We start from the raw sequence: 12,665 nt of genomic DNA on the forward strand, positions 1-12,665 counted from the left end.
AGACCCGTGGCGAGGCCGGTCGTCCGCCCGGACCTCCTGTGCCCAAAAAGAAAAGACCCCCGGCACGGTGTGCCGGGGGCCAGGATGGCCTTGGGAGGAAGGCCGGATCAGAGATTGTAGGCGCGCTCGCCATGCTCGGCGAGGTCGAGGCCCTCGCGCTCGCGGTCGGCGGTCACCCGGAGACCGACGACCACGTCGACGATCTTGAACAGGATGAAGGAGCCGATGCCGGAGAAGGCGAGGGTGAAGAGCACCGCCTTGGCCTGCGCCCAGAGCGCCGGGATCAGCTCGTAGGTGCCAGCCACCAGCTCGCCCGGCTTGGTCTCGTAGTCCGGGATGCCGGCGCCGCCGAGGGCGACGTTGACCACGATACCCGTGCCGAGAGCACCGATGATGCCGCCGATGCAGTGGATGCCGAAGACGTCCAGCGTGTCGTCGTAGCCAAAGGCGTTCTTCACCGTCGAGCAGAAGATGAAGCAGACGCCACCCGACACGAGGCCGAGGATGATGGCGCCCATCGGACCGGCGAAGCCGGCGGCAGGCGTGACGGCGACGAGGCCGGCCACCGCACCCGAGGCCGCGCCAAGCAGCGACGGCTTGCCCTTGGCGGCCCATTCGACGAAGAGCCAGGCGAGCGTCGCGGCGCCGGTAGCCACGAAGGTGTTGATGGCAGCGAGCGCGGCGGTGCCGTTGGCCTCGAGGTTGGAGCCGGCATTGAAGCCGAACCAGCCCACCCAGAGGAGCGCGGCGCCGATCAGCGTCATGACCAGCGAGTGGGGAGGCATCAGCTCCTTGCCGTAGCCGATGCGCTTGCCGATGACGAGGCAGCCCACCAGGCCGGCGATGCCGGCATTGATGTGGACGACCGTGCCGCCGGCGAAGTCGAGCGCGCCCCACTGGAAGAGCAGGCCGGCATCCGCCTTGGCTTCGGCGAGCTTGGCCTCGGCGGCAGCCTTGGCGGCAGCGTCGGTGCCGGCAGCGGCAACGGCCTTGGCGGCGTCAGCGATGGCGTCGGGGCCGGCCCAGTACCAGACCATGTGGGCCATCGGGAAGTAGATGAAGGTGACCCAGAGGACGACGAAGAGCAGCAGCGCCGAGAACTTCACGCGCTCGGCGAAGGCGCCGACGATGAGGGCGGGCGTGATGCAGGCGAAGGTCATCTGGAAGATGATGTAGGCATATTCCGGAATGACGACGCCGTTGGAGAAGGTCGCGGCCGTCTTGGTCGGGTCGACATTCATCAGGAAGGCCTTGGAGAAGCCGCCGATGAAGGCGTTGAGGCCACCGCCCGAGGTGAAGGACAGCGAGTAGCCGTAGATCACGTAGATGATCGACACGACGGCCACGATCACGAAGACCTGGGTCAGCACCGACAGCATGTTCTTGGTGCGCACGAGGCCGCCATAGAACAGGGCGAGGCCCGGAATGGTCATCAGCAGCACGAGATAGGCCGAGATGAGCACGAAGGCCGTGTCACCGGCATTCGGCTTCGGGGCGGCGGGGGCGGCCGCGGCGGGCGCCTGGGCGAGAGCGGGGTCGATGACCGCCGCAGCGAGGCCCGCGAGCGCGAGAGCGCCCAAACCCCACCTGGAAAGGCTCGATCTCATCATGTGGAAAGTCTCCAGAGGAATGTCTGTGGTCGGGGAGGAGCGCGTCACAACGCGTCGACGTCGGTTTCGCCGGTGCGGATGCGCACGGCGTGCTCGATCGAGGTGACGAAGATCTTGCCGTCACCGATCTGGCCGGTCTTGGCGGCGCCGGCGATGGCGGCCACGACCTTGTCGACGTCCGGACCTGCGACCGCGACCTCGATCTTCAGCTTGGGCAGGAAGCTGACGGCATATTCGGCGCCGCGATAGATCTCGGTATGGCCCTTCTGGCGCCCGTATCCCTTCACCTCGGTGACGGTGAGGCCATGGACCCCGATCCCCGTGAGGGCATCGCGGACCTCCTCCAGTTTGAATGGCTTGATGATCGCCATTACGATCTTCATGTCGTCATCCCCGCATTGGCTTCCCCCTTGGCCAAAGCCGGGTGAAGCGGTTGTCTGCAAGCCGGGCCGACCAGGTGACCGGCGTCCGAACCGCGTTGGGGGAGTCAATTCTCGTGCCAGTGGCGCGAAGCGCGGGATTATCGCGACAAATCAGATAGTTGAATATGGACGAGGCGCCTCAGGCAGGGCCTCGGCGAGCCACCTGATGAAAAATCGTGCAGCATTCGCGCCCCGCCTTGTTTGGGCCGCGTTTAGCCCGCCGATTTGCACAAGGAAAAGGCAGAACGGTCAGCGCTTCTTCTCGCGCAGGAGGCCTTCCTGCGCCACCGAGGCCACCAATACGCCCTCCCGCGTGTAGATCGAGCCGCGGGTGAACCCTCGCGAGTTCTGACCCGAGGGCGAATCGTGGGCATAGAGCAGCCAGTCATCGGCGCGGAACGGCCGGTGGAACCACATGGCATGGTCGAGGCTCGCGGCCTGCACCGACTGGTCGAAGAACGAGCGGCCATGGGGCACGTTGGCGGCGTCCAGCAGCGTCATGTCCGAGGCATAGGCGAGCACGCACTGGTGGACGACGGGATCATCCGGCAGGGGCGCGGTGGTGCGGATCCAGACGTGGAACTTGCCCTCGGCCTGCGCCTCGCCGGTATAGCGGCCAAACTCGACCGGGCGGATCTCGATGGGCCTTTCGCGGGCGAAATAGGCCTTCATCGCGTCGGACATATGGGCATGGAAGAGCTGGCGCACGTCGGCTTCCGACTTCAGCGCCTCCGGCGGCGGCACGTCCGGCATGGAGAACTGGTGCTCGGCCCCCTCCTCCTCGACGTGGAAGGAGGCCGAAAGCGAGAAGATCGCCGCGCCGTGCTGGATGGCGCGCACGCGCCGGGTCGAGAAGGAGCGGCCGTCGCGCACCCGCTCGACATCGTAGATGATCGGGTGCTTCGGATCGCCCGGCAGCACGAAATAGCCGTGGAGCGAATGCGGCCGCCGGCCCTCTACCGTGCGGCAGGCCGCCACCAGCGCCTGGCCGATGACCTGGCCGCCGAAGACGCGCTGCCAGCCGTCCTGCGGGCTCTTGCCGCGGAACAGGTTCACCTCCAGCCGCTCGAGGTCGAGGATCGACAGGAGATTGGCGACGGCGGAGGCGGGAGGGGCGGACATGGTGGTGCTCGGGCGGGATCAGGGGTCTTCCGCCACAAACCACCCGTTGCGCCAGTGGGTCAAGGCGCGCCGGGGGATGCGGCCCTTGCGCCGCCCGCCTCAGCCGCGCGCCGCCCCGCGCTTGGTGGCGAGCGAGGCGGCAATCACCAGCACGGTCACCGCCGCGATCATCAGCGTCGAGATGGCGTTGACCTCCGGCGTCACGCCGAGCCGCACCTGGCTGTAGACGCGCATGGGCAGGGTGGTCGCGCCCGGGCCCGTGGTGAAGCTCGCAATGACCAGGTCGTCGAGCGACAGGGTGAAGGCGAGGAGGAAGCCGGCGATGACGGCCGGCGCGATGATGGGCAGCGTTACGCGGGTGAAGACCTGCCAGGGCTTCGCGCCGAGATCGGCCGCCGCCTCCTCCAGCGAGCGGTCGAAGGTGACGAGCCGCGACTGCACCACCACCGCGACGAAGCCGCAGGTGAAGGTCGCGTGCGCCACCGTCACCGTCCAGAAGCCGCGCTCGAGGCCGAGCGAGACGAAGAGCAGCAGCAGCGACAGGCCGGTGATGACCTCGGGCATGACGATGGGCGCATAGACGAGACCGGAGAACAGCGTGCGGCCGCGGAAGCGGGCATAGCGGGTCAAGGCCAGCGCCGCGAGCGTGCCGATGACGGTCGCGAGCAGGGCGGAGAGTGTCGCCACCTTCAGCGTCATCCAGGCGGCATCCATCAGCTGCCGGTTCTGCCAGAGGCCCTGGTACCAGCGCGTCGAGAAGCCGCCCCAGACGGTGACGAGCTGGCTGGCATTGAAGGAGAAGATCACCAGGATGACGATCGGCAGGTAGAGGAAGGCGAAACCGAGGGTCAGCGCCGTGGCGTCGAGGAAGCGGGAGCGCGAGGAGATCATCGGCCCGCCTCCAGCTGGCGGCCCTGCTGGCGCTGGTAGACCATGATCGGCCCGACGAGGATGACGAGCAGCACCACCGCCACGGCGGAGGCCACCGGCCAGTCGCGGTTGGAGAAGAACTCGGTCCACAGCGTCTTGCCGATCATCAGCGTGTCGGAGCCGCCGAGGAGGTCGGGGATCACCACCTCGCCGGTGATCGGGATGAAGCAGAGGAAGCAGCCGGCGACGATGCCGGGCAGCGACAGAGGCACGGTGATGCGCCAGAAGGCGAGCCAGGGCGGGCATCCCAAGTCGGCGGCGGCTTCGAGCAGTGTGCGATCCATCCGCTCCAGCGCCGCATAGAGCGGCAGCACCATGAAGGGCAGGTAGGAATAGACGACGCCGATGAGCACGGCCGTCTCGGTATTGGCGATCTGGAGCGGCGCGCCGATGAGACCCAGGCCCAGGAGCAGCTCGTTCAAAAGGCCCTCGGGCTTGAGGATGCCGATCCAGGCGTAGACGCGAATGAGGAAGCTCGTCCAGAACGGCAGGATCACCGCCATGACGAGGATCGGCCGCCAGCGCTCCGGCGCGCGCGCCATGGCATGGGCCATGGGATAGCCGACGAGAAGCAGGATCGCCGTGCCGATCAGCGCGATGCGGATCGAGGAGAGGAAGGCGTCGATATAGAGCCGGTCGCCGGCGAGCACGGCGTAATTGTCGAGCGAGAGCTCGCGCGCCTTGGCGAGCCACCCGGCCGGGCCGTCCTCCAGCCCGAAGACCGGCGTGTAGGGCGGGATGGCGGTCGCGACCTGCGACAGCGACATCTTCGCCACGATGGCGAAGGGCACGAGGAAGAACACCGCCAGCCACAGATAGGGCACGAGGATGATGGTCCGGCGGGTGGCGCGCTCGCTCATCGGGCGCTCCCCCCCGCGGGCAGCCCAGCACCAAGACGAGCCGCCGCCCCACCTCTCCCCGGCGGGGAGAGGTCGGCCGCAGGCCGGGAGAGGGGGCAAAGTCCAGAGGAGGAGATCCTCCCCCTCACCCGCCTCGCTGCGCTCGTCGACCTCTCCCCGCCGGGGAGAGGTGTGGGAGGCCGCAGCGCCCCGGCAAAGGGATGCGAAACGGGTCGCGAGAGGGTTCGTCCCATCACCGCACCAGCAGGATCAGCGCCTCGGGCGCCACGGCAAGCCTGGCCTTGTCGCCCCAGGCGATGGCATCCTCCGCCCGGCGCACGGCATTGGCCACCGCCGCCTTCAGCCTCAGGCCGCCCATGTCGACGTGATAGGTCGACCAGTCGCCGAGATAGCCGATATCGGCGACCGTGCCGGCGAGCATCGACACGCCCTGCGGCCCCGCCTCGCCAGCCGGCAGCAGCCGGGTCTTCTCCGGACGCCAGGCCACGGCCACCGCCTGGCCGACCGAAACGGCCTCAGAGGTCTCCGCAACGACCATGTCGCCGAGCGCCGTCGACACGGTGACGCGGATCCCGTCCACGCCGGAAACCTTGCCCTCGACGCAATTGATGTCGCCGATGAAGTCCGCGACGTAGCGGGTCGCCGGCGCCTCGTAGATGGTCCGCGGCGTGTCGATCTGGGCGAGCCGGCCCTTGTCCATGACGGCGATGCGCGTCGCCATGGTCATGGCCTCGTCCTGGTCGTGGGTGACGATGATGAAGGTGAGGCCGAGCCGCTCCTGCAGCGCCATCAGCTCGAACTGGGTCTCCTCGCGCAGCTTGCGATCGAGCGCGCCAAGCGGCTCGTCGAGCAGCAGCACCTTCGGCCGCTTCACCAGCGCCCGGGCGAGCGCCACGCGCTGGCGCTGGCCTCCGGAGAGCTGGTGCGGCTTGCGCGCCGCGAGGCCGTCGAGCTTCACCATGCGCAACGCCTCGCCGACGCGGGCGACGATCTCGTCGCGCGGCCGGCCCTCCATGGCGAGCCCAAAGGCGATGTTCTTCTCCACGCTCATATGCGGAAAGAGCGCGTAGGACTGGAACATCATGTTGACGGGCCGCAGGTGTGGCGGCACCCCCGCAAGGTCCTCGCCGGCGAGCAGCACGCGGCCCTCGCTGGGGCTCTCGAAGCCCGCCAGCATGCGCATCAGCGTGGACTTGCCGCACCCCGAGGGCCCGAGCAGAGCGAAGAACTCGCGCTCATAGACGGCGAGCGACAGGTCGGCGACCGCGGTCTCGGCGCCGAAGCGCTTGGTCACCCGGTCATAGACGACGAGCGGCGTCGCGCCCGGATCGTCCCACGGGGCGAAGGCCGCGCGCGGGCCGGCTTTCGCCGCGCCGTGTTCGGGAGGCTCCACGATCCGGCCTCAGCGGCCGGTCTTGGCGCGCGTCCAGGCGCGGGTGATGACGCGCTGCAGCCGCGCATCGGGGCTCGTCACGGTGAAGAGCCGCGCCATGACAGCATCCGGCGGATAGATCGACGGGTTGTCGCGCACGGCCGGCGCCACCAGCGGCCGCGCGGCGAGATTGCCGCTGGCATAGGAGACGAAGGTCGCGATCTTCGCCATGACCTCGGGCCGGTTCACGTAGTTGATGAAGGCATGGGCGAGGTCGGCGTTCGGCGCATCGGCGGGAATCGCCATCTGGTCGAACCACATCTGCGCGCCCTCCCGCGGGATGACGTACTGGATGTCGACGCCGTTGCCGGCCTCCTTGGCCCGCTTCTGCGCCTGGAAGATGTCGCCGGAATAGCCCACCGCGAGGCAGATATCGCCGTTGGCGAGCGCGGAGATGTATTCGGAGGAGTGGAACTTGGTGACGAGGGTGCGCAGCTGCTGCACATGGGCGGCGGCGGCCTCCCAGTCCTCGGCGCGCTTGGAATTGGGGTCGCGGCCGAGATAGCGCATCACCGAGGGCAGGAAATCCTCGGCCGTGTCGAGGAAATGGATGCCGCAATCCTTGAACTTGGCGAGCGTGTCGAAGTCGAAGGCGAGCTTCCAGGAATCGAGCGGCGCGTCGGGCATGCGCTCGCGGATCTTGGCGACGTTGTAGCCGATGCCCGTCGTGCCCCAGAGATAGTTCACCGAGAAGGCATTGCCGGGGTCATAGGCGGCGGTGCGGCGCTGGATGTCCGGCCAGAAATGGGTGCGGTTCGGGATCTTGGAGAGGTCCAGCCGCTGGTGGACATTGGCGGCGATCTGCCGGGACAGGAACGGCGCGGAGGGCACGACGATGTCGTAGCCGGTGCGGCCCGCGAGCAGGCGAGTCTCCAGCACCTCGTTGGAATCATAGGTGTCGTAGACGACCTTGGCGTTGAACTCGCGCTCGAAGTCGCGCAGCACCTGCTCGTCGATATAGTTCGACCAGTTGAATATCCTCAGCTCCCGGGGGGCCTGGGCCGTGGCGGCAGCGCCAAGGCCGACCATCGCCAGCGTCAGCGTGGCAAGACCCGCAACGACACGTCGCGACAGGGAGCGTGGGACCATGATGCCATCCTTCGTTTCAGAGCCTGCCGAAAGGCCGGCGGCAATCTAGGCGAAGCGCGGCGTTTAGCAACAGCCGAGACGGTCGGAGAAATGGCGACAGATCACCGCTTCCAGCTCCGGCAGGGCGGCGCGGAAGGCCGAGCGAGCCTCCACCTGCCCACGCATGGCGGCGCGCAATTCGCGGTGGACGGCGGCAAGGTCGACGCCGGTCACCGTGCCGTCCTTCACTACGCTGCGCCCGGCGACGAGCGTCTCCTTCAGGTGCCGCCCGGAGGCGCGGGCGAAGAGCAGCTCGACCGGCGGCACCTCCATCAGCGCGTCGTCGTCGAGCGCCGCGCGGTCGAGGATGACGAGATCGGCCGGCGCGCCGGCCTCGATGCGGCCGGTGACGGGCGAGTTCAGCGTGCGGTGGCCGGCCGTGAACACGGCCTGCATGACGTCGGTGGTCGAAATCTCCTTGTCGAAGCCCCAGCCGGCATGGAGCGACCAGACCAGCCGCATCTCGCGCAGGAGGTCATCGTCCTCGTCGAAGGCCTGGCCGTCGATGCCGAGGCCGACCTTGCAGCCCGCCTTGATCATCGCCGCCACCGGCGCGAGCCCCGAGCGCAGGGCGAGGTTGGAGGAGGTGTTGACCGAGATGGTCGCGCCGCTCTCGGCGATCAGCTCCAGATCCTCAGGCGACGCCCAGGTGCAATGGGCCAGCGTCAGGCGCGGCGAGAGGAGGCCGATCTCCTTCAGATGCCGGACGATGCCGCCGGGGAAATGCCGGTCGGCCCATTCGCGCTGGTAGCGGGTCTCCAGCAGGTGCATGTGCACCCGCCGGCCGGTGCGCGCCGAGGCCTCGGCGATCCCTTCGAGCAGGGCCGGCGTCGCCCATTGCACGCCGTTGGGGCCGTACTGCACGTCGACCATGGGCGACGCGATGGCCGCGGCGACAGCATCGACGCGGGCGAGCTGCTCGGCCACCGGCAGGGGCTTGGCGAGGAACCGCGCTTCGACCTCGGCGCGGGCCTCGGGGGCAAGAGCCTCGAGGATCGGCCCGCTCTCGCCATAGACGAGCGGATTGGCGTCGCGCATGGCGATGCCGAAGGCGATGCGCAGGCCAACGTCGCCAGCCGCGCGCGCCACCTCCTTCGCTTCCGTGACGAAGTCGGTGAGCCCCTGGACACGGGTGTAGTGGACCATCGAGGCCCCCTGCCCGCCGAGCAGCGCCCGGCCGAAGGGCGCCACCGAGGCCAGCCAGGGATCGACCGATCCGAAGAGCTGGAGGCGGTGCAGCCAAGTCTCCAGTGGCCGGCCGAAGCCGCCGATGGAGGAGGTGCGCAGCGAGCGCGCATGGTCATGCGCGTTCGCCAAAGCGGGAAGGACCAGCACGTCATCATGGGCCTCGCCGGGCGCGAGCGCCCGGACCGCGGTGATGCGGTCGCCCTCCACCGTGATAGCGGAGGGCCCAGCGGCGCCGCCGGCGTCGATGAGGCCGGCGGCGGTGATGATGCGGGTCATGGCGGTCCTGCGGATGCGGGAGAAAAGCGCCCTCAGGCGCCGGCAGCGCGCTCGGCGGCCGGCGGCAGGAAGGAGCGGTTGAACACCTCGGAGGGTGCCGGGGCCCGCGGCAGCTGGAACACGTCGACGATCTGCGCGATGGCGCGGGTCATGCGCGCATCGTCCACGTCGCCGAAGCCGAGGGTCCGGACCTCAGGGGTCACGATAGCCGTCTTGGCGGCATAGTCGACCCGGCGGGCCTCCAGCGCCTGGTTGAACAGCGGCTCGACCTTGGTCATCGGCGCCATGGCGGCGGCGGGGTTGGCGAGCGTCTCCTTCATGGCGCGGTTGACCGCGGAGACGAGGCCGCGCACGGCGGTCGGATTATCGCGGGCGAGCTTCTGCGAGACCATCACGCCGTTGGAATAGGCGGCGATGCCGTGGTCGCCGAAGACGAACCAGCGGAAGTCCTTGTCCGGGTCCTGCCGCATGCCGATCAGGTTCATGTAGCTGGTCAGCGTGAAGATCAGCGAGGCCTGCACCTGGTCCTGGATGAGCATCTGCTCCTGCAGGTTCGGCGCCATGTTGACGATCTCGCTCTTCGCCGGGTCGATGCCGTTGAGCTTGGCGAAGGCGGGCCACATGCGCGTCGTCGCCGAACCGGCGGGACCGCCGAGCTTCTTGCCCTCGAGATCCTTCACCGTGTTGATGCCGCTATTGGCCTTCACGACGATGCCGAAGGGGGCCTTGTTGTAGATCATGTAGACCATGACCGGCTGCTCGCCGGGCCGCTGCGCGGCGTTCTGGATGATGGCGTTCACGTCGCCGAAGCCAGCATCGTAGGCGCCGCCCATGACGCGGGAGACGGTCGCGGCCGAGCCCTCGCCCTGATCGATGGTGACATCGAGGCCGGCGTCACGGAAATAGCCCTTCTCCTGGGCGAGATAGTACCAGGCGTGGACGCCCTGGAACCGCCAGTCGAGGGTGAACTTCAGCGCGGTGCGGGACTGCGCGAGGGCCGGGGCAGCGAGAAGCGTGGCGGCCGAGCCGATGAGCATGCGTCGGGAGAGGTGCACGGAAATCCTCCGGTTTGGGGGGAAAGGCATGCTGTGGTCAGGTTACCGCAAGGTCCTTGCGGTGGGCCCAGCCGGTGATGCGGTTCTCGGCGAGCGAGAAGATCGCGTAGAGGCCAACGCCGAGGCCGGCGAGGATGAAGAGCCCGGCAAAGACCAGCGGCACGTTGAAGGTGGAGGAGGCCACCATCATCATGTTGCCGATGCCGCGGTTGGAGGCGACGGTCTCCGCCACCACCGAGCCGACAAAGGCGAGCGTCACCGCCACCTTCAACGAGGCGAAGAAGTACGGCATCGCGCGCGGCAGCGAGACGTTCCAGAGGATGTCCCACTTCGACGCCTTGAGCGTCTTCATCACGTCCTCGAGCTCCGGCTCCACCGTGGCGATGCCGGTCGCGACGTTCACGACGATCGGGAAGATGCAGATGATCGCCGCGGTGAGGATCGCGGGCACGGTGCCGGCGCCGAACCACAGGACGAAGATCGGCACGACGGCGACCTTCGGGATCGAGGAGATGCCGACCAGCAGCGGATAGGCCGTGTCATAGGCGAGGCGCGAGGAGCCGATGGCGACACCGAAAGCGACGCCGATGAGCACGCCGATGCCGAAGCCGGCGAGCGTCGTGAACAGCGTCTGCGCCGCATGCGGGCGGATCGCCGGCCAGTACTGGATCAGCGAGGCGATGATCTGGGTCGGGCGCGGCAGCACGATGTCGGAAATGCCGCCGATGAGGCAGGCGACCTCCCAGAACACGAAGACGCCGATGATGAGGGCGATGGAGGCCGACTTGCGGCGAATGAGATCGGAAAGGCCGTCCATGGTCAGTGTCCTCCCGCCTGGACGATGCCGGTGCCGCCGCGGGCCTCAACGATCAGGCTGCGCAGGCGCTGGTTGAGCGCGACGAAATCGGCCTCGTAGGTCATGTCGATGCTACGCGGCCGGGCGAAGGCGACGGAGGAATCGTCGAGGATGCGGCCGGGCCGGGCGCTCATCACGCAGATGCGGTTGGCGAGGAAGCCGGCCTCGCGCAGGTCGTGGGTGACGAGAAGGACCGTGGTCTTCTTGGTCATCCAGAGGTCCTGCATGATCTGCCAGAGCTCCTCGCGGGTGAACTGGTCGAGGGCGCCGAAGGGCTCGTCGAGGAGCAGCAGGTCCGGCTCGTGGATCAGGGCGCGGCACAGGTTCGCGCGCTGCATCATGCCGCCCGACAGCTGCCAGGGGAATTTCTCGCCGAACCCGGCAAGGCCCACCTGGGCCAGCAGCGCCTCGACCCGGTCGCGGAACTCGGTCTTGCGCTTGGCCGAGAACTCGGACCGGAAGGGCGGCACGATCTTCAGCGGCAGCATGACGTTGTCGCGGATGTTCATCCACGGCAGCAGGGTCGGATTCTGATAGGCCATGCCGATGCGGATGGGCGTGGCACCGAGCTCGCGGCCGCCGACGAAGACGTGGCCGGTCGAGGGCTTCAGAAGGTCGCCGACCAGCTTCAAAAGGGTGGACTTGCCGCAGCCCGAAGGGCCGACCAGCGCGACGAAATCGCCTTCCTCGATCGACAGGCTCGTCTCGGAGAGGGCCTGGACCTGCTTGTCGCCCTTGCCGAAGCGCACCGTGACCTTCTCGAACTCGATGAAGGGGCGGGCAGCCGAGACGCGGGTCGCGCTGCCTGTTTCAGTGCTGCCTGTTTCTTGGGCAGTGATCCCGTCATCCGGCGGCGGAGCGACCTTGGCGAGAGCGAGGGACATGGCAATTCCTGCAGATGCGGGAGCGGGGCGCCGTGAGGCCCCTCGGGGTTCGCAAGACGGGTGCCAAGCCCGCCCTCGCGGCCTGCGTCATCCCGGCGCGGCCCCCTCTCCTGGCGGTGTTGCCGCGTCATCCGGGCTCGGGCAGGCTCCGGACATGCACCGGAGCCGCCCATGACAGCCTCATCGCCCGACCTCGACGCCCTCGCCGCCTGCATCGCCGCGCGGCTGGTCGCCCGCGGCGAGACCGTCGCCGTCTCCGAATCCTCCGCCGGCGGGCTGATTTCCGCGGCGCTGCTCGCCGTCCCGGGCGCCTCCGCCTATTATCTGGGCGGCGCTGTGGTTTACACGCCGAAGGCCCGTGACGCCCTGCTGCGCATTTCCACCCGGCAGATGGTCGAAAGCGGCATCCGCTCGGCCTCGGAGCCCTGGGCGGCGCTGATGGCGAAGACCATTCGCGAGAGCCACGGCGCGGTCTGGGGCCTGTCCGAGACCGGCGCCACCGGCCCGACCGGCAATCGCTACGGGGATCCGGCGGGCCATGCCTGCCTCGGGCTCGACGGGCCGGTCACCCGCACCATCACCATCGCCACCGGCTCGGCCGACCGCGCCGCCAACATGCGCGCCTTCGCGGCGGCGGCACTGGGGCTCTTCGCCGAGGTGCTGGAGACCAATTGAGGGGATTTGAATGCCCCACCCTTACCCTCCCCTCTGGCGAGGGGAGGGGGACGTCGACCGCCTGCCGTGTCTTGATGGGTTGGGCCTGGCCCAGCCGTGTCAGACAAGGCGATACGTCATGGCCCCCCTCCCCTCGCCAGAGGGGAGGGTGCGGGTGGGGCCTTCCCTCAAAAGCGCCCCCAAAACACAAAGGGCGGGCCCATGGCCCGCCCTTCGCGCATAAGGTC

Annotated in this window: 12 protein-coding genes; 1 reads left to right on the forward strand and 11 read right to left on the reverse strand. The window is 68.5% G+C overall.

Going from position 1 to position 12,665, the window contains the following annotated elements:
• Window positions 1-107: 107 nt before the first annotated feature.
• The 11 genes from C8P69_RS08195 to C8P69_RS08245 all read right to left on the reverse strand — a co-directional run bounded on the left by C8P69_RS08195 (window position 108) and on the right by C8P69_RS08245 (window position 11,763).
• Entirely contained in the window at window positions 108-1,607 is a 1,500-nt protein-coding gene (locus tag C8P69_RS08195; protein ID WP_425440754.1) for an ammonium transporter, read from the reverse strand.
• Window positions 1,608-1,654: 47 nt separating this feature from the next.
• Entirely contained in the window at window positions 1,655-1,993 is a 339-nt protein-coding gene (locus tag C8P69_RS08200) for a P-II family nitrogen regulator (protein ID WP_108175947.1), read from the reverse strand.
• A 288-nt stretch (window positions 1,994-2,281) separates the two neighbouring features.
• The gene (tesB, locus tag C8P69_RS08205) at window positions 2,282-3,154 is read right to left on the reverse strand and encodes an acyl-CoA thioesterase II (protein ID WP_108175949.1); all 873 of its coding nucleotides are present in this window, start codon (window positions 3,152-3,154) and stop codon (window positions 2,282-2,284) included.
• 99 nt (window positions 3,155-3,253) lie between these two features.
• Window positions 3,254-4,042: an ABC transporter permease gene (locus C8P69_RS08210; protein ID WP_211353813.1), complete on the reverse strand. Its 789-nt coding sequence runs from the start codon at window positions 4,040-4,042 to the stop codon at window positions 3,254-3,256.
• Entirely contained in the window at window positions 4,042-4,944 is a 903-nt protein-coding gene (locus tag C8P69_RS08215) for an ABC transporter permease (protein WP_108175953.1), read from the reverse strand. The genes C8P69_RS08210 and C8P69_RS08215 overlap by 1 nt, the downstream gene beginning before the upstream one ends.
• A 232-nt stretch (window positions 4,945-5,176) precedes the next feature.
• Window positions 5,177-6,337 (reverse strand): ABC transporter ATP-binding protein, encoded by a 1,161-nt coding sequence (locus C8P69_RS08220; protein WP_108175955.1) that lies wholly within the window; start codon window positions 6,335-6,337, stop codon window positions 5,177-5,179.
• 9 nt (window positions 6,338-6,346) lie between these two features.
• Entirely contained in the window at window positions 6,347-7,465 is a 1,119-nt protein-coding gene (locus C8P69_RS08225; RefSeq protein ID WP_108175957.1) for a polyamine ABC transporter substrate-binding protein, read from the reverse strand.
• Between the two features lie 63 nt (window positions 7,466-7,528).
• Window positions 7,529-8,968, reverse strand: a complete 1,440-nt coding sequence (locus tag C8P69_RS08230) for an amidohydrolase family protein (RefSeq protein ID WP_108175959.1) — start codon at window positions 8,966-8,968, stop codon at window positions 7,529-7,531.
• A gap of 32 nt (window positions 8,969-9,000) precedes the next feature.
• Complete coding sequence (locus tag C8P69_RS08235) at window positions 9,001-10,023, reverse strand: ABC transporter substrate-binding protein (RefSeq protein WP_245901935.1); 1,023 nt, start codon at window positions 10,021-10,023, stop codon at window positions 9,001-9,003.
• Between the two features lie 37 nt (window positions 10,024-10,060).
• Window positions 10,061-10,840 (reverse strand): ABC transporter permease, encoded by a 780-nt coding sequence (locus tag C8P69_RS08240; RefSeq protein WP_108175963.1) that lies wholly within the window; start codon window positions 10,838-10,840, stop codon window positions 10,061-10,063.
• Window positions 10,841-10,842: 2 nt separating this feature from the next.
• Window positions 10,843-11,763 (reverse strand): ABC transporter ATP-binding protein, encoded by a 921-nt coding sequence (locus C8P69_RS08245; protein ID WP_108175965.1) that lies wholly within the window; start codon window positions 11,761-11,763, stop codon window positions 10,843-10,845.
• Between the two features lie 171 nt (window positions 11,764-11,934).
• Between C8P69_RS08245 and C8P69_RS08250 the strand changes: the two genes are divergently transcribed.
• Window positions 11,935-12,438, forward strand: a complete 504-nt coding sequence (locus C8P69_RS08250; RefSeq protein WP_108175967.1) for a CinA family protein — start codon at window positions 11,935-11,937, stop codon at window positions 12,436-12,438.
• The last annotated feature ends 227 nt before the right edge of the window (window positions 12,439-12,665 follow it).

It is taken from the genome of Phreatobacter oligotrophus, from assembly GCF_003046185.1.
GTDB lineage: Bacteria > Pseudomonadota > Alphaproteobacteria > Rhizobiales > Phreatobacteraceae > Phreatobacter > Phreatobacter oligotrophus.

Bases quoted from the DNA above. Each gene is read 5' to 3' on its own strand.
- C8P69_RS08195 (WP_425440754.1), bottom strand. From the start codon at position 1,607: ATGAGATCGAGCCTTTCCAGGTGGGGTTTGGGCGCTCTCGCGCTCGCG.
- C8P69_RS08200 (WP_108175947.1), bottom strand. From the start codon at position 1,993: ATGAAGATCGTAATGGCGATCATCAAGCCATTCAAACTGGAGGAGGTC.
- tesB (WP_108175949.1), bottom strand. From the start codon at position 3,154: ATGTCCGCCCCTCCCGCCTCCGCCGTCGCCAATCTCCTGTCGATCCTC.
- C8P69_RS08215 (WP_108175953.1), bottom strand. From the start codon at position 4,944: ATGAGCGAGCGCGCCACCCGCCGGACCATCATCCTCGTGCCCTATCTG.
- C8P69_RS08225 (WP_108175957.1), bottom strand. From the start codon at position 7,465: ATGGTCCCACGCTCCCTGTCGCGACGTGTCGTTGCGGGTCTTGCCACG.
- C8P69_RS08230 (WP_108175959.1), bottom strand. From the start codon at position 8,968: ATGACCCGCATCATCACCGCCGCCGGCCTCATCGACGCCGGCGGCGCC.
- C8P69_RS08240 (WP_108175963.1), bottom strand. From the start codon at position 10,840: ATGGACGGCCTTTCCGATCTCATTCGCCGCAAGTCGGCCTCCATCGCC.
- C8P69_RS08245 (WP_108175965.1), bottom strand. From the start codon at position 11,763: ATGTCCCTCGCTCTCGCCAAGGTCGCTCCGCCGCCGGATGACGGGATC.
- C8P69_RS08250 (WP_108175967.1), top strand. From the start codon at position 11,935: ATGACAGCCTCATCGCCCGACCTCGACGCCCTCGCCGCCTGCATCGCC.